The sequence below is a fragment of the Chromobacterium haemolyticum genome (assembly GCF_009936155.1).
GTDB lineage: Bacteria > Pseudomonadota > Gammaproteobacteria > Burkholderiales > Chromobacteriaceae > Chromobacterium > Chromobacterium haemolyticum.
In genome coordinates this window covers 4,798,641-4,822,541 of the sequence record NZ_AP019312.1, presented here as the reverse complement: position 1 = coordinate 4,822,541, position 23,901 = coordinate 4,798,641, and the positions used below count along the sequence as shown (strand labels likewise).

The 23,901-nt window shown below is 62.2% G+C and carries 23 protein-coding genes and 1 pseudogene; 13 read left to right on the top strand and 11 right to left on the bottom strand.

All coding sequences use genetic code 11. From position 1 onward, the window contains the following. Positions 1–39 precede the first annotated feature (39 nt). Entirely contained in the window at positions 40–1,722 is a 1,683-nt protein-coding gene (nagE, locus tag GYH29_RS22270) for an N-acetylglucosamine-specific PTS transporter subunit IIBC (RefSeq protein ID WP_043589508.1), read from the top strand. Between the two features lie 194 nt (positions 1,723–1,916). Beyond that, complete coding sequence (gene gap, locus GYH29_RS22265) at positions 1,917–2,930, top strand: type I glyceraldehyde-3-phosphate dehydrogenase (RefSeq protein ID WP_019100281.1); 1,014 nt, start codon at positions 1,917–1,919, stop codon at positions 2,928–2,930. An 80-nt stretch (positions 2,931–3,010) separates the two neighbouring features. On the opposite strand, the gene GYH29_RS22260 is transcribed toward gap, so the two are convergent. Then, positions 3,011–3,454: an Lrp/AsnC family transcriptional regulator gene (locus GYH29_RS22260; RefSeq protein WP_019100282.1), complete on the bottom strand. Its 444-nt coding sequence runs from the start codon at positions 3,452–3,454 to the stop codon at positions 3,011–3,013. A 429-nt stretch (positions 3,455–3,883) separates the two neighbouring features. Between GYH29_RS22260 and phoB the strand changes: the two genes are divergently transcribed. The 3 genes from phoB (at position 3,884) to tal (ending at position 7,269) form a co-directional block, all read left to right on the top strand. Continuing rightward, positions 3,884–4,573 (top strand): phosphate regulon transcriptional regulator PhoB, encoded by a 690-nt coding sequence (gene phoB, locus GYH29_RS22255; RefSeq protein WP_019101332.1) that lies wholly within the window; start codon positions 3,884–3,886, stop codon positions 4,571–4,573. Positions 4,574–4,579: 6 nt separating this feature from the next. Continuing rightward, positions 4,580–5,887: a phosphate regulon sensor histidine kinase PhoR gene (gene phoR / locus GYH29_RS22250; protein WP_019101331.1), complete on the top strand. Its 1,308-nt coding sequence runs from the start codon at positions 4,580–4,582 to the stop codon at positions 5,885–5,887. 320 nt (positions 5,888–6,207) lie between these two features. Continuing rightward, positions 6,208–7,269 carry a transaldolase gene (tal, locus tag GYH29_RS22245; RefSeq protein WP_161524417.1) on the top strand — a complete coding sequence of 354 codons (1,062 nt, stop codon included), beginning with the start codon at positions 6,208–6,210 and terminating at the stop codon, positions 7,267–7,269. Positions 7,270–7,505: 236 nt separating this feature from the next. On the opposite strand, the gene GYH29_RS22240 is transcribed toward tal, so the two are convergent. Continuing rightward, complete coding sequence (locus GYH29_RS22240) at positions 7,506–8,039, bottom strand: hemerythrin domain-containing protein (protein WP_161524416.1); 534 nt, start codon at positions 8,037–8,039, stop codon at positions 7,506–7,508. A gap of 234 nt (positions 8,040–8,273) precedes the next feature. Between GYH29_RS22240 and GYH29_RS24930 the strand changes: the two are divergent. Then, a pseudogene (locus GYH29_RS24930) lies at positions 8,274–8,690 on the top strand (GNAT family N-acetyltransferase); the annotation flags it as partial. A gap of 15 nt (positions 8,691–8,705) precedes the next feature. Then, positions 8,706–9,293 carry a 1,6-anhydro-N-acetylmuramyl-L-alanine amidase AmpD gene (ampD, locus tag GYH29_RS24925; RefSeq protein WP_232060620.1) on the top strand — a complete coding sequence of 196 codons (588 nt, stop codon included), beginning with the start codon at positions 8,706–8,708 and terminating at the stop codon, positions 9,291–9,293. 67 nt (positions 9,294–9,360) lie between these two features. Here the strand turns inward: ampD and kup are convergent, their stop codons facing one another. Further along, positions 9,361–11,226 (bottom strand): low affinity potassium transporter Kup, encoded by a 1,866-nt coding sequence (gene kup, locus GYH29_RS22230; protein WP_043589962.1) that lies wholly within the window; start codon positions 11,224–11,226, stop codon positions 9,361–9,363. Between the two features lie 308 nt (positions 11,227–11,534). Here kup and GYH29_RS22225 point away from each other — a divergent pair, with 308 nt between their 5' ends. Together GYH29_RS22225 and GYH29_RS22220 are read left to right on the top strand one after the other, a co-directional pair. Continuing rightward, complete coding sequence (locus GYH29_RS22225) at positions 11,535–13,244, top strand: proline--tRNA ligase (protein ID WP_081574835.1); 1,710 nt, start codon at positions 11,535–11,537, stop codon at positions 13,242–13,244. A 7-nt stretch (positions 13,245–13,251) separates the two neighbouring features. Beyond that, entirely contained in the window at positions 13,252–13,893 is a 642-nt protein-coding gene (locus GYH29_RS22220; protein WP_081574776.1) for a lytic transglycosylase domain-containing protein, read from the top strand. Positions 13,894–13,982: 89 nt separating this feature from the next. Here the strand turns inward: GYH29_RS22220 and GYH29_RS22215 are convergent, their stop codons facing one another. Both GYH29_RS22215 and GYH29_RS22210 read right to left on the bottom strand, forming a co-directional pair. Continuing rightward, entirely contained in the window at positions 13,983–14,480 is a 498-nt protein-coding gene (locus tag GYH29_RS22215) for a MarR family winged helix-turn-helix transcriptional regulator (RefSeq protein WP_019102182.1), read from the bottom strand. A 132-nt stretch (positions 14,481–14,612) separates the two neighbouring features. Continuing rightward, entirely contained in the window at positions 14,613–15,041 is a 429-nt protein-coding gene (locus tag GYH29_RS22210; RefSeq protein WP_043589518.1) for a carboxymuconolactone decarboxylase family protein, read from the bottom strand. 116 nt (positions 15,042–15,157) lie between these two features. Here GYH29_RS22210 and GYH29_RS22205 point away from each other — a divergent pair, with 116 nt between their 5' ends. Next, positions 15,158–16,060: a LysR family transcriptional regulator gene (locus GYH29_RS22205; RefSeq protein WP_019104146.1), complete on the top strand. Its 903-nt coding sequence runs from the start codon at positions 15,158–15,160 to the stop codon at positions 16,058–16,060. Positions 16,061–16,063: 3 nt separating this feature from the next. On the opposite strand, the gene GYH29_RS22200 is transcribed toward GYH29_RS22205, so the two are convergent. Genes GYH29_RS22200 through GYH29_RS22185 form a run of 4 tightly spaced genes read right to left on the bottom strand, consistent with a single transcriptional unit; the run spans position 16,064 to position 17,921 of the window. Next, a complete protein-coding gene (locus tag GYH29_RS22200; RefSeq protein ID WP_052051871.1) occupies positions 16,064–16,624 on the bottom strand; it encodes an RDD family protein in 561 nt (186 codons plus the stop codon). Further along, positions 16,611–17,000: a DUF3106 domain-containing protein gene (locus GYH29_RS22195; RefSeq protein WP_043589520.1), complete on the bottom strand. Its 390-nt coding sequence runs from the start codon at positions 16,998–17,000 to the stop codon at positions 16,611–16,613. The genes GYH29_RS22200 and GYH29_RS22195 overlap by 14 nt, the downstream gene beginning before the upstream one ends. Beyond that, positions 16,993–17,358 carry a DUF3619 family protein gene (locus GYH29_RS22190; protein WP_019102165.1) on the bottom strand — a complete coding sequence of 122 codons (366 nt, stop codon included), beginning with the start codon at positions 17,356–17,358 and terminating at the stop codon, positions 16,993–16,995. Before GYH29_RS22190 ends, GYH29_RS22195 begins: the two co-directional genes overlap by 8 nt. Continuing rightward, positions 17,355–17,921: an RNA polymerase sigma factor gene (locus GYH29_RS22185; protein ID WP_019102164.1), complete on the bottom strand. Its 567-nt coding sequence runs from the start codon at positions 17,919–17,921 to the stop codon at positions 17,355–17,357. Before GYH29_RS22185 ends, GYH29_RS22190 begins: the two co-directional genes overlap by 4 nt. 196 nt (positions 17,922–18,117) lie before the next feature. On the opposite strand from GYH29_RS22185, the gene ilvB reads away from it, so the two are divergent. The 3 genes from ilvB to ilvC are packed head-to-tail and all read left to right on the top strand — an operon-like array spanning position 18,118 to position 21,463. Continuing rightward, positions 18,118–19,884 (top strand): biosynthetic-type acetolactate synthase large subunit, encoded by a 1,767-nt coding sequence (ilvB, locus tag GYH29_RS22180; RefSeq protein ID WP_043589525.1) that lies wholly within the window; start codon positions 18,118–18,120, stop codon positions 19,882–19,884. A gap of 11 nt (positions 19,885–19,895) precedes the next feature. Beyond that, a complete protein-coding gene (ilvN, locus tag GYH29_RS22175; protein ID WP_019101853.1) occupies positions 19,896–20,387 on the top strand; it encodes an acetolactate synthase small subunit in 492 nt (163 codons plus the stop codon). 59 nt (positions 20,388–20,446) lie between these two features. After that, a complete protein-coding gene (gene ilvC, locus GYH29_RS22170) occupies positions 20,447–21,463 on the top strand; it encodes a ketol-acid reductoisomerase (RefSeq protein WP_048407995.1) in 1,017 nt (338 codons plus the stop codon). 76 nt (positions 21,464–21,539) lie between these two features. Here ilvC and GYH29_RS22165 read toward each other — a convergent pair whose 3' ends face one another. Both GYH29_RS22165 and asd read right to left on the bottom strand, forming a co-directional pair. After that, complete coding sequence (locus tag GYH29_RS22165) at positions 21,540–22,601, bottom strand: ferritin-like domain-containing protein (RefSeq protein WP_118268427.1); 1,062 nt, start codon at positions 22,599–22,601, stop codon at positions 21,540–21,542. A 314-nt stretch (positions 22,602–22,915) separates the two neighbouring features. Next, positions 22,916–23,758 carry an archaetidylserine decarboxylase gene (gene asd / locus GYH29_RS22160; RefSeq protein WP_019102814.1) on the bottom strand — a complete coding sequence of 281 codons (843 nt, stop codon included), beginning with the start codon at positions 23,756–23,758 and terminating at the stop codon, positions 22,916–22,918. Positions 23,759–23,901 lie beyond the last annotated feature (143 nt).

Sequence of the window (23,901 nt, the reverse complement as noted above, 5' to 3'; positions counted from 1 at the left end):
CCATGCCCCCATCGGCGTCCATACACTGGGAGACGAGACGTGAGTACCTCTGACAATAAATTCGCTGGCATTCAGCAGCTGGGCCGAGCCCTGATGCTGCCGATCGCCGTTTTGCCCGTGGCCGGCCTGCTGCTGCGCCTGGGCCAGCCGGACCTGCTCAACATCAAGATGATGGCTCAGGCAGGCGACGCCATCTTCGGCAATCTGGCGTTGATCTTCGCCATTGGCGTGGCCGTGGGCTTCGCCAAAGACAACAACGGCACCTCCGGCCTCGCCGGCGCCATTGGCTATCTGGTGATCACCGCGGTACTCAAGGTGATAGACGAGAAGCTCAATATGGGCGTGCTGTCCGGCATTCTGTCCGGCCTGGTGGCCGGCGCGCTGTACAACCGTTACAAGGACATCAAGCTGCCCAGCTACCTGGCCTTCTTTGGCGGCAAGCGTTTTGTGCCCATCGTCACCGGCTTCTCCATGCTGCTGCTGGGCGCGGTGCTGGGCTATGTCTGGATGCCGGTGCAGGTCGGCATCGATAGCGTTGGGCGCTGGCTGATCGGCGCCGGCGAGATCGGCGTTTTCGTCTACGGCGTGCTCAACCGCGTGCTCATCGTCACCGGCCTGCACCACATTCTCAACACCATCGTCTGGTTCCAGGTGGGCGATTTCGCCGCCGCCGCCGGCAAGGTGGTGCACGGGGACCTGACCCGCTTCTTCGCCGGCGACAAGACGGCCGGCATGTTCATGTCCGGTTTCTTCCCGGTGATGATGTTCGGCCTGCCGGCCGCCTGCCTGGCGATGTACCGCACCGCCAAGCCGGAGAACAAGCAAGCCGTCGGCGGTCTGCTGTTCTCGATGGCGCTGACCGCGATGCTGACCGGCGTCACCGAGCCGGTGGAGTTCGCCTTTATGTTCCTGGCGCCGGCGCTGTACGCCATCCACGCGGTGCTGACGGGCTTGGCCATGGCCTTGATGCACGCGCTCAACATCAAGCTGGGTTTCGGCTTCTCCGCCGGTCTGTTCGACTACATGCTGAACTTCGGTTTGTCCACCAACCCCTTGCTGTTGGTCCCGGTGGGCATCGGCTACTTCGCGCTCTACTACGTGTTGTTCGTGTTCTTCATCAAGAAATTCGATCTGAAGACCCCTGGCCGCGAAGACGCGATGGTGACTGTGGCTGCGGTGGCGGCCGGCAGTGAACGCGCGCGCGCCTTTATCGCCGCGCTGGGCGGCGCCGCCAACCTGAAATCGGTGGATGCCTGCACCACCCGTTTGCGCTTGCAAGTGGCCAGCAACGACAAAGTGAGCGAGGCCGCGCTGAAGGCGTTGGGCTCGCGCGGCCTGATCAAGCCGGCCGCCGGCAGCGTGCAAGTGGTGCTGGGGCCGGAGGCGGATCTGATTGCCGACGAAATCCGCGTTGCGCTGGGCGCCGCTGAAACCGCGGCCGCCGTTCAAACGAGCGAGGCGGCGCCGGCGCGGGCCTTGGGCGAAGTGGTGGGCATTGATCGCGAACGCTGGCTGACGGCGCTGGGCGGGGCGGACAATGTGCGCAAGGTGGAAGCCGTGGCCGGCAGCCGCTTGCGGGTGGAAGTGGCCGACGCGGCCCTGGTGGATCAGGCGGCCTTGCAGCAGTTGGGCGCCAGCGGCGTTACCGCCTTTTCCGGCACGCTATTGCATATAGTATTGAATAGCGACGCCGGCGATTACGCCGCCGTATTGCAGGGCTGAGGCGCTGTTCGATGCCGGGCGACGGCCGGCGGAATTTGACGCACGGCAAGTTTGGTCGGAATTTCCGCACTGGCGATGTTGGTAATTCGCCCACTACTTATGTAGCGAGTTGATTACAAGCCGAATCAGGCGGACAGTGGTGGCGCAGGGCACGGGAAGATGACCTTGCGCCATTTCAACTTGGAGGATGCATCATGACGTTGCGAGTTGCTATCAATGGTTACGGCCGCATCGGCCGCATGATTGTGCGTGCATGGCAAGAGCGCTATGCCGATCAGGACATCGAGATTGTCGCCATCAACGATCTGGCCTCGCCGGAGCTGCATGAACACCTGACCCGCTACGACAGCGTGCATGGCCCGTTCGCCGCGTCCGTGGCGTTGGACGGCGACCACCTGGTGGTCAACGGCAAGAAGATCAAGCTGCTGGCCATCCGCAACCCGGCCGAGCTGCCGTGGAAAGAATTGAACGTGGACGTGGTGATGGAATGCACCGGTTTGTTCACCACTCGCGAAAAAGCCGGCGCCCATCTGCAGGCGGGCGCCAAAAAAGTGCTGATCTCCGCTCCTGGCGGCGAAGGCGTGGACGCCACCGTGGTGTACGGCGTCAACCATCAGCAGTTGAGCAGCGCGATGACCATCGTGTCCAACGCCTCCTGCACCACCAACTGTCTGGCTCCGATGGTGCAGCCCTTGATCGACACCATCGGCATCGAGCGCGGCCTGATGACCACAGTGCACGCCTACACCAACGACCAAGTGTTGCTGGACACCGATCACAAGGATCTGCGTCGCGCCCGTTCCGCCGCCGTGTCCATGATCCCGACCAAAACCGGCGCCGCCGCCGCGGTGGGCCTGGTGTTGCCTCAGTTGAAAGGCAAGCTGGACGGTTTCGCCGTGCGCGTGCCGGTGAGCAATGTCTCGCTGGTGGATCTGACCTTCACCGCCGGCCGAGACACCACCAAGGAAGAAGTGAATCAGCTGATCAGCGACGCCGCCAAGGGGCCGCTCAAGGGCGTGCTTGGCGTCAACACGCTGCCGCTGGTGTCCTGCGACTTCCTGCACAACCCGGCGTCCAGCACCTTCGACGCCACGCTGACCCGCGTCATCGGCGGCCGCGAAGTCAAAGTGCTGGCCTGGTACGACAATGAGTGGGGCTTCTCCAACCGCATGATCGATACAGCAGTGGCCTGGCAGGCCGCCAAGTAAGCGCCGACAGGCGTTCCGCTCTTTCAAACGGACAGGCTTGCCTGTCCGTTTTTCATTGTCAGGCCCAAAACCGCGCCGGATTATTCGTCCTGTTGCAAATCCGGCAGCCGCGGCGGCACTGGAACCTCGATCACGATAGAAGTCTTGGTGTCGCCAAACTGCATCAGCCGCGCGATCAGCGCCTGCAGGGTGGGCATATTGTCCACCACCACCTTCATCATCAGTCCGCTGGTGCCGGTCACCGACATGCATTCGATGATCTCCGGCATGGTGCGGATTTCTTCTATCACCGCGAAGTACTCCAGGTGTTTGACCGTCAGCTCTATCATGCAGCAGATGGGCATGCCCACCTTGTTGGGATCGATGGTGGCGCGGTAGCCGGTGATCACGCCGCCGCGCTCCAATTTGCTCACCCGGTCCGCCACCGCCGGCGGCGACAGATTCACCCTTCGGGCCAGCTCCGCGAAGCTGATGCGGGCGTTTTCATGTAGCGCGGCGATGATTTTTCTATCAAATTTATCCATGTTTCGATTGTAAGGAAATATGACGAAACAAACATATAAAATAAGGTGAAATGGCTTAAAATCCAATCAACCATCTAATCAAAACGCCTGTTTGCTACGTAAAATGCTGGCCGTATCAGGGTTGGCCGCACTGTCCCGCGGCTCGCCTGTCCAGATCCGTTGCGGATGAGAATTGTCCCAAAACGCTCTCATTTGAAACTGTCCTGGTGATCTCTTTGTCCCTGGTCTCTAGTCAGATCAAATCTGTATTGACGACGACCATTCCGGGCCTGTTCACAGCAACAGGCCCGTTTTTTTTGGTTTCAGCGGCGTCTACGGCTGGCGCGTTAAAATAATCTGCGCCAAAGTGGGAAAGTTTGACGAAATGTCATATTTTTGTAATCACCCGTTTTTATCCTTGCCACACACTCAAACGGGAATGGATCAACCATGCCAGCCAATATCTTGCTTGTTGAAGACGAACCGGCAATCCAGGAGCTGATTGCCTTCAACCTGGCGCAGGCCGGCCACCATGTGCTGCGAGCCAGCACCGCCGAAGCGGCGCTGACGCTGGTGCGCAACGCGCTGCCGGATCTGGTGCTGCTGGACTGGATGCTGCCGGGCGCCAGCGGCGTGGACATCGCCAAGCGCTTGCGCGCGGACGAGCGTACCCGCCACGTGCCCATCATCATGTTGACCGCTCGCTCGGACGAGCAGGACAAGATCACAGGCCTGGAAACCGGCGCCGACGACTACATCACCAAGCCGTTCTCGCCGCGCGAACTGCTGGCGCGCATCAAAGCGGTGCTGCGCCGTCGCGCGCCGCAGATGACCGACGACGCGGTGGACGTGCAAGGCTTGCGGCTGGATCCGGTCACCCACCGCGTCACCGGCAACGGCGGCGTCATTGATCTGGGCCCCACCGAATTCCGCCTGCTGCACTTCTTCATGACCCATCCCGAGCGCGTGCATTCGCGCTCCCAGTTGCTGGACCAGGTGTGGGGCGATCATGTGTTCGTGGAAGAGCGCACCGTGGACGTGCACATCCGCCGGCTGCGCAGCGCGTTGGAGGGCACTGGCCACGACGCGCTGATCCAGACCGTACGCGGCACTGGTTACCGCTTCTCCACCCAGCAGTGAGGCCTGATGCCTGAATTTCTGAAACGCACGCTGGCCTCGCTGCTGGCGACCGCCGTCATTGGCCTGGGCTTCTGGCTGGGATCGTCGGCGGAAGACGGACTGATCGCGGTGGCCATCTGCCTGGGCGGCTGGCTGGCCTTCAATCTCTACCATGTCGCGTTGTTGTTGCGCTGGCTGCAGCGGCCGACCCCGGAGCGGGTGCCGGACGGTTTCGGCGTCTGGCACACCATCTTCATGACCCTGTACCGCACCACCCGCACCCAGAGCCAGAGCCAGAAAAAGCTTACCCACGCGCTGGAGCGTTTCATCAACGCCGGCGAGGCGATGCCGGACGGGGTGGTGGTGCTGGACGAGCATGACCGCATCGAATGGATCAACCCGATGGCGGTGGAGCATCTGGGCCTGGACCGCAAGCGGGATGTCGGCAATCAGATCCTCAACCTGATTCGCCAGCCGGCCTTTCACGCCTATATGAACGAGGCGCGCTTCAGCCAACCGCTGGTGCTCAATTTCGTGCAGCCGCGCGAACTGGTGATCTCGCTGCAGATGGTCCCTTTCGATTCCACCCGCAAATTGCTGCTGACCCGCGACATCACCCAGTTGGAACGGGTGCAAACCGTGCACAAGGATTTCGTCGCCAACGTCTCGCACGAGCTGCGCACGCCGCTGACCGTGGTGGGCGGCTTTCTGGAGACGCTGGGCGATCTGCCGCAGGTGGACGACGCCACCTTCCGCCAGTTTCTGCCGATGATGCTGGAGCAATCGCGGCGCATGCAAAGCCTGGTTGAAGATCTGTTGACCCTGTCCAAGCTGGAGAATAGCCCCAAGGCGACGGTATCGGAAAAAGTGGACATGCAGGACATGTTGGACACGCTGATGGTGGAAGCCGAAGGCCTGTCCCACGGCCGCCATCAGGTCAAGCTGGACCGGCACAGCGACGCCTGGCTGTGGGGCAGTCCGCAAGAGCTGCATTCGGCCTTTGGCAATCTGGTATCCAATGCGGTGCGCTACACGCCGGAAGGCGGCTGCATCACGCTGAGCTGGAGGGAAGAGGGCGAGCAGCTGCGCTTCTCCGTGGCGGATACCGGCATCGGTATTCCGCGCGAGCATATTCCGCGGTTGACGGAGCGCTTCTACCGGGTGGACCGCGGCCGTTCGCGCGGCAGCGGCGGCACTGGTCTTGGGCTCGCCATCGTCAAGCACGTGCTGGCCCGCCATCACGCCCGGCTGGAGATCAAAAGCGAGCCGGACAAGGGCAGCGTGTTCTCCGCGGTGTTCCCGCGCGACCGCCGCAGCGGCTCGCAAGCGGCCTGAGCGCCGCGCCGCTGGGGCCGCATGAGGCGTATTCTTGCAAGCTTGGGCCGGCGCTCTTGGCGCGCCGCTCCAAGCGGGTTAGGATGTCCGTTTCAGCCCGCCGATTTTAGAACCTGTTCAAAGTCTGCCGCGCTTCGGCGATACGACGTTGAAATCCGCTTCGAAATGCTCATGTACCGTATGTGCATTTCGCTTCCTCGGCTGTTTTCGTCTTGTCTCGCCCCTGTGCGCGAGACTCTGAACAGGCTCTATGGCGCGGCGGCCACCGGCCGGCTCGGCGATGCCGGGCCCGTCCCGACTTTATTCTGGATCGTTCCACCATGAATCGACTGCAATCCATCCGTCCGTTCGGCCAGCGCGTCTGGCTGGACAATCTGTCTCGCGAACTGATCGCCTCCGGCGAACTGGCGCGCCTGCTGGCCGACGACGGCATCGCCGGCGTGACGTCCAACCCAGCGATCTTCTATAAGGCGATCAGCGGCGACGCCAGCTATCAGGCCGACCTGGCCCGTCTGAAAGCGGACGCCGGCTTGTCGGCCGAGGCGCGCTACGAAGCGCTGGTGGTGCCGGACATCCAGGCCGCCTGCGACTTGCTGCGCGGCCAATACGATGCCAGCCAGGGCAACGACGGCTACGTCAGCCTGGAAGTGTCGCCGGAGCTGTCCAACGACGAGGCCGGGACTCTCGCCGCGGCGCGGCGCTTGTGGGCGGAAATCGCCCGTCCCAACGCCATGATCAAGATCCCGGCCACCGCCGCCGGCATCCGTGCCTTCCAGACGCTGACCCGCGAAGGCGTCAACGTCAACATCACCCTGCTGTTCTCGCTGCCGCAAGTGGAAGCGGTGTGGGACGCCTACATCGCCGGCCTGTCCGCTCGTCACGCCGACGGCAAGGACGTGTCCGGCGTCAAGGCGGTGGCCAGCTTCTTCCTGTCCCGCGTCGACAGCCTGCTGGACCCGCAAGTGGCGGAGGCCCACAAGGGCAAAGTGGCCATCGCGCTGTCCAAGGCTGCTTACGCTCGCTATCTCGAGCGCTTCCACGGCGCCGAGTTCGCCGCGTTGAAAGCCGCCGGCGCCCGTCCGCAATACCTGCTGTGGGCGTCCACAGGCACCAAGAACGCCGCCTACTCGGACGTGCTTTACGTGGAGAGCCTGATCGGTGATGAAACCGTCAATACCGTGCCGGACGGCACGCTGGCGGCCTTCCGCGACCACGGCCAGGCGGCGTTGACGTTGCCGGAAGGCATGGACGAGGCGCAGACCCTGTTGCACGCGGTGGGCGCGTCCGGCGTGGATCTGGCCGCCGCCGGCGAGAAGCTGCAGCAGGATGGCTTGAAGCTGTTCGAGGACGCGTTCGAGCAGTTGCTGAAGCTGACCACCTGAGATCGTAAACAGGTTCTGAGAACCGGATTACGATCTGCTGCGCGTCGGCGATACAGCGTTGAAAGCGGCTTCAAAATGCTCATGTACGGTGTGTACACTCCGCTTTTTCAGCCGTTTTCGCCTTGTCTCGCTCTTGCTCGCGAGATCGTAAACAGGTTCTGAGTGCGCAAAGATAAAAAGGCTGACCGCGCTGGTCAGCCTTTTTTTTGCGTTTGCGGCCGGGCGGCGGCAGCCGTTCAGGCGGCTTGCTGCATCCGGCGCGCCGCCATGCGCTGTCCGGCGGCGCTCATCTCCTCGGCGCTTATGGCGGAGGCGGCGGTGGGAAACAGCCAGCTTTCCTCGGCGGTGGCGTGTTCGCGGTACTGGCGAGCGAACTCCTCCAACTCGTTGCGGCTGATGCTGTGAATCTTGCCGTCGCGCAGCGCCAGAAGATCGTCGCGAATGGCGTTCCAGCAGGAATGCAGATAGCCGTGTTCTGCGCTCAGTTGCTCCAGCCGGGAGGCGGCGGTGGGCACCCGCTCCAGAATCAGCGGGAACAATTCGTCCTCCTCGTCGCTGTGATGAGCGGGGCCGGCCAGATCGAAGTAGCGGACCAAGCCGTCTATCGTGTTGCGCGCGGCCTCGTCGACGCCGTGCTGCTCAATGTAAGAAGGCAGTTGATCCAGTTGGTCGCAGAAGCGGCGAATCTTGTCGTGGCAGGCCTGCAGCATTTCCAGCGGCTGTTCGAAGCTGGGCGCGGCGGCGCTGCTCAAGGTGTCCAGGGTCAGCATCGGCGTTCTCCTGTAGTGGGTGACGGGCTGCATTCTGCGGCATGGCGCGGGCGGCGGCCATGATCCGGCTCAAGGCAACGCGCGCCGGCGGCTCCGCGGGAGCGGTAGAATGCCGAGGTTTGGTTGCCCCGGTTGTTCTTGATACCCCGCTGCCGGGCAGAAAACAAGAGAGATATTGGACTGTTCCGATGACTAGAATGTTGCGCGCGCCAGCGCAGCGCCGCAGGAGGTTGGATGCAAGCCCCGTTTGAAGTGAAACGCCTGGATTTGAGCGACGCGGCGTTGGCCGCTCGCGCCTTGAGCCTGCAGTTGGCCGCCCACCGTTTGGAGGCGGAATGGCTGTCTTATCCGCATCTGCCAGTGATGTGGACCGACCTTGCCGCTGCGCAGGCCTGCGCCGACGCGGTTTGGGGCGCGTTCGAGGGCGAGAGCCTGCGCGGGGTGCTGGTGGCCTCGCGCCGCGAGGATGGCGGGCTGCATATCGAAAGAGTCGTGGTGGATCCGCAACAGTTGCGCGCCGGCTGGGGCTACCGCTTGCTGAACCGGGCGCTGGTGGGCGAGAGCGAGGTCAGCGTCGATACCGCCGAGGTCAATATCGCCGCGTTGTCTTTGTATCGCAAGGCCGGCTTCGTCGCCGAGCAGCGCTGGTCCACGCCGGACGGCTTGATGCTGTGGCGTCTGAATTATCAGCCGGCCCCGCCGCCGGCTTTCCAGCTATTGGAGGACGGCTGGCTGGACGGCGCGCGCTGGATACCGTCGCCCAATCACGACGAACGCGGCGAGGACATGGCGCCGGAACTGCTGGTGATCCACAACATCAGCCTCCCTCCGTATCGCTACGGCGGGTTGGGCGTGGAGCAGTTGTTCCAGAATAGGCTGAACCCGGACGAGCACCCGTTCTACGCCGAAATCCAGCATTTGCGCGTGTCTTCCCATTTCTTTATCCGCCGTTCCGGCGAGCTGCAGCAGTTTGTGCCTGTGACGCGGCGCGCTTGGCATGCCGGCGTGTCCAATTGGCGAGGGCGCGAACGCTGCAACGATTTTTCCATTGGAGTGGAGCTGGAAGGCTGCGATTTCGAGCCATTCAGCGAGGCGCAATATCGGACGTTAAAAGCCTTGGCGCTGGCATTGCGGCGCAGGCTGCCGCTTAGCGCCATCATTGGTCACGAGCACATCGCGCCGGGGCGCAAGACGGATCCGGGGCCATTTTTCGATTGGCCGCGGGCGGAGGCGGATAGCGGTCTGTCGCGTTAGAGTCAAGCCAGCCGCGAAAAAGCCGGACGGGCAAGGCCGGTCCGGCTTGTGAGCAGGGCGGGAGGGATTACAGCTCGACTTGCGCGCCCAGCTCCACCACCCGGTTGGTGGGCACCTGGAAGAAGTCGGTAGCGCGCATCGCGTTCTTGCTCATCCACACAAACAGCTTTTCGCGCAGGCGCGACATGCCTGGACGTTCGGTGGACACGATGGTCTCGCGCGACAGGAAGAAGGAGGTGTCCATCAGCTCGAAAGCCAGACCCTGGGCCGTGCAATCTTCCAGCACCTGCAGTACGTTCGGATCTTCCTTGAAGCCGTAGCGAGCCACCACGCGCCAGAACGAGGCCGACATCTGCACGATTTCCAGCCGTTCCTCCGCCGCTACATAGGGCACGTCCTCGGTGCGCACCGTCATCAACACCACTCGCTCATGAAGTACCTTGTTGTGCTTGAGGTTGTGCAGCAGCGCGTGCGGCACGCCGTGCAGGGTGCTGGTCAGGAACACCGCGGTGCCCTGCACCCGCGTCGGCGGGTAGGCTTCCAGGTTTTCGATGAAGCTGTCCAGCGGCAGCGCCTGGTCGCGCAGGCGGGTGAACAGCAGCTCGCGGCCCTGCTTCCAGGTACTCATCAGCGTGAAGATCACCATGCCCAGCACCAGCGGCAACCAGCCGCCGTCGGCCACTTTGTGGATGTTGGCGCTAAAGAAGCCCAGATCTATGGTGGCGAACATCAGGGTGACGCCCAGCGCCAGCGGCAACGGCCAGCGCCAGTTGACCCGCGCCACCACGAAGAACAGGCAAGTGGTGATCAGCATGGTGCCGGTGACGGCGATGCCGTAGGCGGCGGCCAGGCTGGACGAGGTCTTGAAGGTCAGCACCACCACCATCACCGCGATCAGCAAAGCCCAGTTGATGAAGGGCATGTAGATCTGGCCGATCTCTTTTTCCGAGGTGTGTTGCACCTCCAGCCGTGGGCAGTAGCCCAGCTGGATGGCTTGGCGGGTCAGCGAGTAGGCGCCGGAAATCACCGCTTGCGACGCGATCACCGTGGCCAGCGTCGCCATGACGATCAAGGGCAGCAGCGCCCAATCCGGCGCCAGCAGGAAGAAGGGGTTTTTGATGGCGGCAGGGTTTTGCATCAGCAGTGCGCCTTGGCCGAAATAATTCAGAGCCAGGCCAGGCAGCACCAGGCTGAACCAGGCGCGGCGGATCGGCGAGCTGCCGAAATGGCCCATGTCGGCGTATAGCGCCTCGGCGCCGGTCAGCGCCAGAACCACCGAGCCCAGGGTCAGGAAGGAACCCCAGCCGTTGTGGCCGATGAAGTGCAGCGCGTGATAGGGATTGAGCGCCTGCAGCACCTGCGGAGCTTGCACGATCTGATGCAGGCCCAGCAGGCCCAGAACGGAAAACCAGATCAGCATGATGGGGCCGAACAGCAGGCCGACGCTGGCGGTGCCGAAGCGTTGAAGCAGGAAGAGGCCGGTCAGCACGCCGATGGCCATCGGCAGCACATAGCTTTCCATCGCCGGCGAAATCAGCTCCATGCCTTCCGCCGCGGACAAGACCGACACCGCCGGGGTGATGATGGCGTCGCCGTAGAACAGCGCCGCGCCGAACAAGCCCAGCAGAACGATCTTCCAACGCGCGGCGTGGGTGGTGTAATGGCGGGCCAGCGCCATCAGCGCCATGATGCCGCCTTCGCCGCGGTTGTCGGCGCGAAGCACGAAAGCCACGTATTTGATGGAAACCACGAAAATCAGCGACCAGAAGATCAGCGACAAAATGCCGAAGATGTTTTCAGGCGTGGTGGGGATGCCCTGGCCGGTGAAGCATTCGCGCAGGGTATACAGCGGGCTGGTGCCGATGTCGCCGTATACCACGCCCAAGGCGGCCAGGGTCAGGCCTGCCATGGCCTGTTTGTTGTGATCCTGCATATGCATCCAATGGAATTGTTCGTCACCGTATATTGCTGCACAGCAATATCGATGGTTCTTGAGCGCGCAGATTACTCCAGAGGTCAGGGTAAGCCAAGCAAAGGCCGCGCAAGAGCCGAGATGTGTTCTCGTAAAACGACAGAATCCGGGCTGTCCGCTTGCGCGGCGGGCGCATCTGGAGTAGCCGGCGGGAGGCGGGACACGCATCTTTATAGCGCAAAACGGCGATGCCGGCGCAAGGCTTGGCCGCGAGGCGCGGCAAACGCTACAATCAAGCCCTCATTACACCGTATTACCAAGGACGCATCATGCGCGCATCGCAGTTTTTCATTTCCACCCTGAAGGAAGCCCCCGCCGACGCCGACATCGCCAGCCAGAAGCTGATGATGCGCGCCGGCTTCATCCGCAAAGTGGCCGCCGGCATTTACTCCTGGATGCCGATGGGCCTGCGCAGCGTGCGCAAGGTGGAAAACATCGTGCGCGAAGAGATGAACCGCGCGGGCGCGATCGAAGTCAGCCTGCCGGTGGTGCAGCCGGCCGGCTTGTGGCAGGAAACCGGCCGCTGGGACAAAATGGGCGAGGAGCTGCTGCGCTTCAAGGACCGTCACGAGCGCGACTTCGCCTTGCAGCCCACCGCGGAGGAACTGATCACCGACATCGCCCGCAACGAGCTGCGCAGCTACCGCGCGCTGCCCAAGAATTTCTTCCAGATCCAAACCAAGTTCCGCGACGAGCGCCGCCCGCGCTTCGGCGTGATGCGCGGCCGCGAGTTCACGATGAAGGACGCTTACTCCTTCGACCGCAGCGCCGAAGCCGCCGGCGTCAGCTACGACAATATGTACGCCGCTTACTGCCGCATCTTCGACCGCCTGGGCCTGAGCTACCGCGCCGTCGCCGCCGACACCGGCGCGATCGGCGGCGACCGTTCGCATGAATTCCAGGTGATCGCCGACACCGGCGAGGACGCCATCGTCTACTGCCCGGACTCCGACTACGCCGCCAACATCGAACTGGCCGAAGCCGTGGCGCCGGCCGGCGAGCGCGCGGCCGCCGGCGCGGCCATGACCAAGGTGCATACGCCCAAGGTCAAGACCATCGCCGACTTGGTGGACTTCCTGAAGGTCGACATCAAGCAAACCGTCAAAGCGGTAGTGGTGGACGGCGACGACGATCAGCCTGTGCTGCTGCTGGTGCGCGGCGATCATGAGCTGAACGAGGTCAAGGCCGAGAAAATCGCCGGCATCAAGGCGCCGCTGACCTTCGCCGCCCCCGGCGCGATCAAGGCCGCCTTCGGCGCCAATCCGGGTTCGCTGGGTCCGGTGGGCTTCAAGGGCCGCGTCATCGCCGACCGCACCGTCGCCAAGATGGCCGACATGATTACCGGCGCCAACGAGGACGACCAGCACTATACCGGCGTCAACTTCGGCCGCGATTGCGCGGAGCCGGAAGTGATGGATATCCGCAATGTGGTGGCCGGCGACGCCTCGCCGGACGGCAAGGGCGAGCTGGCGATCCAGCGCGGCATCGAAGTGGGCCATGTCTTCTATTTGGGCACCAAGTATTCGGAAGCGATGAACGCCACCTTCCTGGACGAGGACGGTAAACCCAAACCGTTCGAAATGGGCTGCTACGGCATCGGCGTCACCCGCATCCTGGGCGCGGCCATCGAGCAGAACTTCGACGACAAGGGCATGATCTGGCCGGACGCCATCGCGCCGTTCACCGTGGTGATCTGCCCGGTGGGCTATGACCGCTCCACCGAGGTGAAGGCCGCCGCCGACGCTTTGTACCAAGGCCTGCTGGCCAAGGGCGTGGACGTGATTCTGGACGACCGCGGCGAACGTCCGGGCGCGATGTTCGCCGATTGGGAGCTGATCGGCGCGCCGCATCGCGTCACCATCGGCGACCGCGGCCTGAAGGAAGGCAAGGTCGAGTACCAGCATCGTCGCGACACGGAAGCCAGCGCGTTGGCAGCGGATGCTATGCTGGAACAAGTGCTAGCCAAACTGGAGCTGTGACCGCCTTATGATCCGATCCGGCATCGTTGTATTGTTGGCCGCGCTGGCAGCGATGCCAGCGTGGGCCGGCGCGCAGAAGGAAGAGGCGTTGGCCGCCAACGTCGCTTCCACCATGCGCCGTTCGGTGTCGGACGCCAACGCGCCTCGGCTGGTGTTCGACGACCAGCGCGAAGCCGACGCCTGGTTGGGTGAAATGTCCAGCCGGCTGGCCAAGCGGATTCCGGACAAATGGACGCGGGAGCGCCTGCTCACCGCCATCCACTACGAGGCCACACGGGCCGGCCTGGACCCGCAACTGGTGCTGGGCCTGATCCAGGTGGAAAGCGGCTTCAACAAGTACGCGATCTCCGGTGCCGGCGCGCGCGGGCTGATGCAGGTGATGCCGTTTTGGGTGCGCAGCATAGGGAATGCGCAGCACAACCTATTCGATCTCACCACCAATCTGCGCTACGGCTGCACCATTCTGCGTTACTACCTGGATATCGAGCGCGGCAATCTGTTCCGCGCGCTGGGCCGTTACAACGGCAGCCTGGGTCGGGCTGAATATCCCAATCTGGTGATGGGGGCCTGGAAAGGCCGCTGGCACTGGGTGGCGCCGCTGCCGGTGAAAACGGCGGCGGCGGGCGCGGCACCGTCGCTGGTGCGCTGAAGCGCGGCTGTAATAAAACCGGCTCTGGAATCCAGGCCGGTTTTTTTTTGTCCGCTCAGCGCGGCAAGCTACAGGAGGACGCGCGCATCTCAATCCTCCTGGGTCTGCAGCATTTTTTTCAGCAAGCGCGCCAGCGTGGCGCGTTCTTCCGAGTCCAGCATCTCGATCAGTTCGGCCTCGGCCGACAGATGATTGCCGACGGCGTCCTCGATCACCTCGAAGCCCTTGGGCGTTAGCGTCACGATAACGCCGCGGCGGTCGGTCGGGTCCGGCGAGCGGGTCACCAGGCCGGCTTCTTCCAGCCGGTTGATGCGGTTGGTCAGCGCGCCGGAGGAAATCAGCACCATGCCCTGCAATTGGTTGGGGGACAGCTGGAACGGTTCGCCGCCGCGGCGCAGCGCGGCGAGCACGTCGAACTCGCCGACATTCAGATTGTGGCGCGCCAAATCGTGCAGCACGCGGCGGGTGACGAAATACTCCATTCGCACAATGCGGCCGACCACTTCGGTGGAGGACGGGTCCAAGTCCGGGCGAACCTCGCGCCACAGGGCGACGATACGGTCAATCTGGTCTGGTGCTTGTTGCATCACTGACGGTTCCTGATGTGTGGGTGACAACTGGATGACTACCGGGCGCAGAGATTAGCACGGCTTGAAGTTAGTTTATCTTCATGTGAAATAATAGTCCCCAGTCATCACCCGCACCAGCGGGAATCATGCTTACTGACGCATGCTGACCGCCAGCCGGTTGAAGGCGTTCATCAGAGCAATGGCGAAGCTCAGATCGGCTACTTCCTCCGGGCTGAAGTGTTCCTGCAAGGGCAGGTAGTGCTGGTCCGGCGCTTGGGTGACGGCGATGTCGGTCAGCGACTCCGCCCATTCCAGCGCCGCACGTTCGCGGGCGCTGTACAACTCGCTGACGCGCCAGCCGGCCAGGGAATCGATGCGTTCATTGCTTTCCCCCCTGGCGCGCAGGGCCGACGCGTGCATTTTCAGGCAGAAGGCGCAGCCGTTGATCTGGGACACGCGCAGATAAACCAGTTCGATCAAGGGCAGACCCAGGCTGCTGTGTTGCAAGCTGGACTTGACGCTGGCCAGCCCTTGGTAGGCGGCGGGGGACAGTTGGGTGTAGGGCAGGCGCAGAGACATGGCAATTCCTTTCAAGAGAGAGATCATCGCAGCGGCGAGCTGCAAGGCCAGTCTAGGCAAAAATCATTTATGTAAATAGACTTAAAATATCGAAATCAAATCCCAAAAATGAAATCATGCTGGATGATCTGCAGTTGTTTGTGAGCATTGTCGACGCCGGCAGCCTGAATGCCGCCGCCCGGCGGCTGGTCATACCCACCGCCACCCTGTCGCGGCGCTTGCAGGCGCTGGAGCGTGAGCTGGGTTGTCGTCTATTGCATCGCAGCGCGCGGCGGATGGAGCTGACGGCGGAAGGCGGGCAGTACTACGAGCAATGCCGGCCCTTACTGCAATCCCTGAGCCAGGCCGCCGCGACGCTGGCGGACTCGCTGCATCAGGTCAAGGGCGTGCTGCGGGTGCTGTCGCCGCTGAGTCTGGGCAACGACGTTCTGGTGCCGGTATGGCGGCGGATGCTGAAGGATTATCCGGACTTGCGCCTGGAACTGCATCTGAACAACGCTATCGACGATCTGCTCAGCGGCATGGCGGATTTGGCTTTGAGAGTGGGGGAGCAGCCGGACTCTAGTTTGAACCAGCGGAGACTAGGTTGGGTGCGAACCCTGTTGGTGGCCGCGCCGGCCTATCTGGCGAAGCAAGGCGAGCCGAGGACGCCGGGGGATCTGGCGCGTCACGCTTTGCTGGTGGCCGAGCCGTTTGAACGCTGGCATTTGCAGAGGAGGGACGATGGCGCAGCCTGGGAGTTGCCGCCGCCGCGGCTTCGGGTTAACGATATGCTGCTGCCGCGTCGCTTGGCGGAGGCCGGCGTGGGCATCGCCGTCTGTCCGCATAGTCTGTGCCATCGTCAGTTGGCGGAAGGCGGTTTACGACAGGTTTTGGCAGGTTGGGAAATGCCGGCTCAGCCGGTGTACGCGGTATGGCCGCAACGGCGTTATCCTCCGGCGCGGGTGCGCGTCTTGCTGGATGTTTTGGCGGAGTTTGCCGAGACGGAACCCTTGCTGTCCCGGTCAGCCGGGATTTAGGGATCAGCCCGGCGTGGGTTCGCCGCGCCGCTTCTTGCCTGGGTGGGGCGGTTTGGGCAGCACGACCTGGCGGGTGCCCGCCAGCCTGTCGTGCAGGAATAGCTTGTCGCGGTCGTAGAACTTCGCCAGGAAGGGAACCAGGCACCAGCTCAGCGCCAGCCACAGAGCCTGCGGCTGGTGGCCGTAGGCCTTGGCCCAGCCTAGATAGGAGACCGCCGGCATGCCGACGAACAAGACCAGGCCGATCACGTAGCGCGCCGCAGCCTGCTTCCAGACGATGCCTCCGCCATGGGCGTTGACTAGTTTGATGCGCCAGGTTTTCATCGCCACGGTTTGACCGCCGCGCACCCAGCAGTAGCCGAAATAAGCAAACAGGGCAAGGACCAGGACCGTTTTGAGCAGAGTCTTGAACAGTGTGCCTTGGCCTATCAGCATCTGCAGCGGTGTCAGCACCGCGGTGACGGTGAGCAAGAGCGCGGCGACCAGGAGCAATTCATAGAACAAGCTGGCCAGGCTGCGTTTCAGTGTGGGCGGGGTCAGGGCGGTGGCGTCAGCGGGAGGCATCTTGGGCTTCATGTTGTTGCCGCAGGCGCTGGATGGCCTGCCGGCGTTGTTCGGGCGGCATCTGTTGCAACGCCTTCCAGTTGGCGCGGATCTCGTCCCGCTGCTGCTGGCTCAGTTCGGACCAGGCTTTCAGCTTTTGCTGCACGCGTTGGCGCTGTGCCTCCGGCAACTGTTGGAATTGCGGCACGATGGCCAGCAGGTTTTGTTTTTTATATGGAGCATAGCGGTCCCACTCCGTGGCCAGCGGCGCCAGAACCTGCTGCTGTTCCGCGCTCAATTGCGCCCAGCGGGGGTTGGCAGGCGGGCTGGCCTTGGTCGCCGGCGCCAGCAGCCCGCTTAGGCACAGGGCGAGCAAGAGGCGGCGGCCGCTATTCATGCAAGCCTCGGCTGAAGTGGGGCTCCAGCAGGGCTTCGAAGGGCAGATCCTGCGCCAGCACCGCGGCGTCCACCGCTTCTTCTTCCAGCAGCAAATCTTCCGCCAGCATCATGCCGGCGCCGGTCAACAGCGCGAAGCCCAAAGCCAAGCCGCCGCGGCGGAGCGACAACACATGGCGCTGTCCCCACAGGCCCAGCCGCTCGCGTTGCGTAACGGCTCCGGGGGAACTGGCGTCGAAGCGAGCCAGCGCGCGCTCGCGCGCCTGGCGCAGCCTGCGCTCCAGCGCGGGATCGAGATCGGCGCCGGCGTGGTCCAGCACGCGCGATACATGCTCGGGCAGGGGATTGGAAGGTTTCATAGCGTCACTCCCTTTTGCGCGAGGATGGCGGCCAGAGTGTGATTGGCGCGCGAGCAATGCGTTTTCACGCTGCCTTCCGAGCAGCCCATCACGCGCGCGGTGGCGGCAACATCCAGACCTTCCCAATAACGCAGCAGAAACGCCTCGCGTTGACGGGCCGGCAGCAGTTGTAGCGAGGACTCGATCAGCACGGCGGTTTCCTTGCGCGCGCACCATTGTTCGGGATTGCTGTGCGCCTCGTCCGCGGCCACGTCCAGCGTTTCAAGCGGGTCGAGGCTATCGTCTTCCTCCCGGGTGGGGATCAGCGAGGACAGCAGCGTGCTGACGAAACGGCGAGCCTTGCTGCGGCGATAGAAGTCGCGGATGGTGTTTTGCAGGATGCGCTGGAAGATCAGCGGCAGTTCCGCCGCCGGGGCGTGCGGATAGCGATCCGCCAGTTTCATCATCGAGTCCTGCACGATATCCAATGCGCTGTCTTCATTCTGGACCGCATACCACGCCTGCTTGAAAGCGCGTTTCTCCGCCGACTCCAGAAAGTCGGCCATTTCCTCGCGGCTAGCCATCGGATGAGAGTTTGAGTAGATGCCAACAGAAGATGGTAGCAGAGCGCCGCCGATTCGGCCAAGCCTGATTTTTTTCCTGAATTTACCGAGGCTTAGAGGCATATTGCACCTGCACAAAAGCACTTGACCGGTTTCAAAGCAATACGATAAGGTCGTCCGATACGGGATGAAACTAACGCAAAGACAAAGAGGCGATATGCAGATATCGGGCGCGGAAGCGGTTGTCCGCTGCCTGCAGGAAGAAGGTGTCGAGTTTGTTTTCGGCTACCCCGGCGGCGCGGTGCTGGAAATTTACGATGCCATTTTCCGGCAGGACAAATTCAAACATGTGCTGGTGAGGCATGAGCAGGCGGCGGTACATGCCGCCGACGCCTACTCCCGTTCCAGCGACAAGGTGGGCGTGGCCCTGGTCACCTCCGGCCCCGGCGCGACCAATGCCGTGACCGGCATTGCCACCGCCTATATGGACTCCATTCCCATGGTGGTGCTGTCCGGCCAGGTGCCGTCCCCGGCCATTGGTCTGGACGCATTCCAGGAAGTGGACATGGTGGGCATTACCCGCCCGTGCGTGAAGCACAACTTCCTGGTCAAGGATGTGAACGAGATCGCCGCCACCATCAAGAAGGCGTTCTACATCGCCAAGAGCGGCCGTCCCGGCCCGGTGGTGGTGGACATCCCCAAGGACATCACTCAGCAGCGCACGGATTTCCAATACCCGGAAAGCGTGCATATCCGCTCCTATGTGCCGGCTACTCGCGGCCACCCGGGGCAGATCAAGAAAGCGGTGAACCTGCTGTTGGAAGCCAAACGCCCCTTTGTTTACGTGGGCGGCGGCGCGGTGCAGGGCAATGCCGCCGGCGAAGTGACCGAATTGGTCAAATCGCTGGGTCTGCCGTGTACCAACACCCTGATGGGTCTGGGCGCCTATCCGGGGTCCGATCCGCAGTTCCTCGGCATGCTGGGCATGCACGGCACCTATGAAGCCAATATGGCGATGCAGTACTGCGACGTGTTGGTGGCCATAGGCGCGCGTTTTGACGACCGCGTGATCAGCGTGCCCTCGCATTTCCTCAGCCAGCCCAAGAAGATCATCCACATCGACGTGGATCCGTCCTCCATCTCCAAGCGGGTGAAGGCGGACATCCCCATCGTCGGTGACGTCAAGCATGTGCTGAAAGACATGCTGGACCTGCTGAAGCAATCCGGCCAGAAGCCGGACGCTCAAGCTCTGGCCGGCTGGTGGAAGCAGATTGAGGAATGGCGCGGCCACAACTGTTTGCTGTACACCCCGTCCACCGAGCTGATCAAGCCTCAGTACGTGGTGGAGAAACTGTACGAAATCACCGGCGGCAAGGCCATCGTCACATCCGACGTGGGCCAGCACCAGATGTGGGCGGCGCAGTACTACAAGTTCGACAATCCCAAGCAGTGGCTGAACTCCGGCGGACTCGGCACCATGGGCTTCGGCCTGCCTGCGGCGATGGGCGCGCAACTGGCCAATCCGGACGCCACCGTCGCCTGTATCACCGGCGAAGGCTCGATCCAGATGAACATCCAGGAGCTGTCCACCTGCAAGCAATACCATACCCCGGTGAAGGTGGTGGCCTTGAACAACCGCTACCTGGGCATGGTGCGCCAGTGGCAGCAGTTCTTCTACGGCACGCGCTATTCCGAATCCTATATGGACGCCTTGCCGGACTTCGTCAAAATCGCCGAGGCTTACGGCCATATCGGCTTCAAGGTGGAAGACCCCGCCGACGTGGAGCCGGTATTGAAGGAGGCGTTCAGCCAGAAGCTGAAGGAGCGGCTGGTGTTCCTGGATTTCCGTACCGACCAGTCCGAGAACGTGTTCCCGATGGTGCAAAACGGCAAGGGCCTCGACCAGATGGACCTGCCCGAGCACATGAGCGAGGTGCAGAACGTGCCATTCGAGAACAACCGTGACTACGGCAATATGTGTTGAGGCCAGCCGGTATGCGACATATCCTATCCATTCTTCTGGAAAACGAAGCGGGCGCATTGTCCCGCGTGGTGGGCCTGTTTTCGGCCCGTGCCTACAACATCGATTCGCTGACAGTGTCCACGACCGAGGACCCGACACTGTCGCGCATGACTATCGTCACTCACGGTTCCGACGAAGTCATCGAGCAGATCACCAAGCAGCTCAACAAGCTGATCGAGGTGGTCAAGGTGATAGACCTCAATGAATCCGAGCACATCGAGCGCGAGCTGATGCTGATCAAGGTCCGCGCCACCGGCAAGGACCGCGAGGAGATGAAGCGCATGGCCGACATCTTCCGCGGACGCATCATCGACGTGACGGAAAAGACTTACACCATCGAGCTGACCGGTACGAGCGAAAAGCTCGGCGCCTTCATCGAGGCGGTGGACCGCACAGTGATCCTGGAAACGGTCCGTACCGGCGCATCCGGCATTGGTCGGGGTGAGCGGGTTCTGAAAATCTGAAGCAGGCGGGCGCCGGCCGGAGGCCGGGCCGCCTAAACAAACGAAATCAAGGATTGCAAATGAAAGTTTTCTACGACAAAGACGCTGACCTCTCCATCATCAAGGGCAAGAAAGTCGCCATCATCGGCTACGGTTCCCAGGGCCACGCCCATGCGCAGAACCTGAAAGACTCCGGCGTGGACGTCGTGGTGGGCCTGCGCAAGGACGGCGCTTCCTGGAAGAAGGCGGAAGCGGCCGGCCACAAGGTCAAGGAAGTGGCCGAGGCGGTGAAGAAAGCCGACGTGGTGATGATTCTGCTGCCGGACGAGTCGCAGCCGGACGTCTACGGCAAGGACATCGCGCCCAACCTGAAGAAGGGCGCGGCGCTGGCCTTCGCTCACGGTTTCAATATCCATTACAACCAGATCGTTCCGCCGGCTGACGTCGACGTGATCATGGTGGCGCCGAAAGGTCCGGGCCACACCGTGCGCTCCGAATACCTGAAGGGCGGCGGCGTGCCGACCCTGATCGCGGTTTATCAGGACAAATCCGGCAAGGCCCGCGACGTGGCGTTGTCCTATGCGGCGGCCAACGGCGGCACCAAGGGCGGCGTGATTGAGACCAATTTCCGCGAGGAAACCGAGACCGACCTGTTTGGCGAGCAGGCTGTGCTGTGTGGTGGCGCGGTGGAACTGGTCAAGGCCGGTTTCGAAACGCTGGTGGAAGCGGGCTACGCGCCGGAAATGGCCTACTTCGAGTGCTTGCACGAGCTGAAGCTGATTGTCGACCTGATGTACGAGGGCGGCATCGCCAATATGAACTACTCGATCTCCAATAATGCGGAGTACGGCGAGTATGTGACCGGCCCGGAAGTGGTGACTTCCGCCACCAAGGACGCGATGAAGAAGGCGCTGTACCGCATCCAGTCCGGCGAATACGCCAAGATGTTCATCCTGGAAGGGAAGACCAACTATCCGAGCATGACCGCGCGTCGCCGTCTGACCGCCGATCACCCGATCGAGAAAGTCGGCGCCGAACTGCGCGCGATGATGCCGTGGATCGCCAAGAACAAGCTGGTCGACCAGTCCAAGAACTGATCTGTCGGTTTGATCTGGCGGCATGGAAAAGCCGGGCGTCGCGCCCGGCTTTTTTCATGTTGTTTACACATCCGGCTCAGTGGCTGGGAAAAGCCGGCGTTGCACCGGATTGCCAAACGGTGGTGATCAGGCTCTGCAAGTTGAACATGCTGCTGTAGAAGCTGCCCGGCATCTGCTGATTGGCTTGTGCGGTGTTGAAGCCGGTTTGCAATTCGGACATGAAGGCGCGAAAGCCGTCCTGAAGCTGGCGCTGGGCCATTGCCTGCTCAGCCAGCTGCTGTTTGTCGGGATGGGGAATCAGCGGATAGGTAGCGGGAATCCAGGGGTTGGGTCCCAGGCGCAGCAGGTCGAGGATCAGGTTGAATTTCAAAAAGTGGCTTTGTGACGGGTCGAAGTCGCTGGGATCGTAAGCCGTTGGATTCTCCGCCGGCGCTTGATCGCGTGGAGGGATTTCCTCAGTGGAGCGGTTGCCTTCGCCCTGTTTGACGATGGCCTGTATCGCCGCCAGTGCTTGGTCCAGGCTGTTTATGGTCTGGCTGAAGCCGTGGCCTTGTTGGTTTTTTTGCGTGTAGTCCGTGAAATTGGCCTGCTGTTTGGTATTGGCGGCGGCGCCGACATAGAGGTCTTTCCACTGCAAGGGTACGGCAATTTCCAGCGCCTGATACAGCTCGCCTATCGAGTTGTATCGTGTTTGTTTGTTCCAGTCCGGTTTGCCGGGGGGCTCGGGTAGCTCGATCACACAGAACAGCTTCAGCTGGTTGATGTCCAGCGGCCCTAGCTTGACTTGGTAACCCGCGTATTTCGGCGGCACATCGGGTTTGAGGAAGGGGATGCCCTCAGCCTCTTCATAGGTGGGAAACGGGTATTGGGGAGCATAGCCTAGCGCATTGCACAGATTGGAAATCAGTTCCAAGTGCAGCATTTCCTGGATCACCACGCTTTCGATTAATTTTGCTGTGGTGGGATAAGCCTGTTGATTGCCGGAGTTCAGCCCCTGAATCGAATACAGGGTGGTCAGGTAGAGCGGAATGGTCCACAACTCCACATCCACTGCGGCCTGCAGATTGTCGTAAAGCTCTTGCTTGCTCCAGGTTGCCGGGTTGTGGATGGTTTTGCGCAAAACATCGGTGATATGCATCGTTGCCTTCTCCGTAGGATGAATGCCGGTTCGGCGCTGGATACCGAGGGCATCTTGTCATTTTTGGATAGGCAATCGATGATTCCTACGTGATAGTTATTTTTACGTAGGGAAGGGTTTGGGCGGACAAAAATAAAACGCGGCGTCGAGCTAATGCCGTTCACTTAAGAGGAAAGCACCGTCTCCATGCATGGAAAACGGTGCTTTTTTTGTGGATTCCTGTGCTCACAAGGCCAGAAAAGTCGCCCGGAAATCCTTGAATGAACGGCATTACGGCGTCGAGCCGCGTTTTTTATGGGGAGGGCGAACTCGGTTCAGTCCGCCATTGCCTCGCCCATGCGCACCGCGCCGGCGGCTTGCCAGGCGGGGTTGAAGCTCAGCGGGCCTTGAGGGAACAGCAAGACCACGGTGGAACCCAGCAGGAAGCGACCCATCTCCTCCCCCTTGGCCAGGCGGATGTCTTGATCGCTGTAATCCCAGTGGCGGATTTGTCCCGGCCGCGGCGGGTTGATCACGCCGTGCCAGACGGTGGCCATGCTGCCGACGATGGTGGCGCCTACCAGCACCAGCACGAAGGGCTGGCCATCCTCGCCTTCGAAGCGGCAGACCACGCGCTCGTTGCGTGCGAACAGGCGGTCCACGCCGCGGGCAGTGGCTGGGTTCACCGAGTACAGCTCGCCCGGCACATAGCTCATCCGCAGCAGGCGTCCGGCGCATGGCATATGGATGCGATGGTAGTCGCGCGGGCTCAGGTAGATGGTGGCGAAATGGCCGTCGTCGAAACGGCGCGCCCACTCGGCGTCGCCGGCCAGCAGTGCTTGGGCCGAGTAGCTGCGGCCCTTGGCCTGGAAGATCTGTCCCTGTTCTACGCGGCCGAACTGGCTGATAGCGCCGTCCACCGGGCAGACCAGTCGTTCGCTCGCCAGCGGGCGGGCGTCGGCGCGCAAGGCGCGAGTGAAGAAGGCGTTGAAACTGGCGTAGGCCGCGGGGTCGCTGGCGGCGGCTTCGCTCATGTCCACTTTATAGCGGGCAATGAAGCGACGGATGATCCATTGCGTCAGGCTGCCGCCTTCCCAGTTGGCGATGCAGCCCGCGAACCGGGTCATGGCTAGCTTGGGCATCAGATGTTGCAACAGCACGAACAGGCGTTCGGACACTGGTTTGTCCTCGATCAATCTGACTAAACCCAAGATTATAACCGATCTATCGGTGTCTGATCGTATGTGCGGCGCTTAAAACATAAGCAGTTTCCGAGTAAAAATGGACATAATGTCCGATATTTTTTGGTTGGACATGGCGT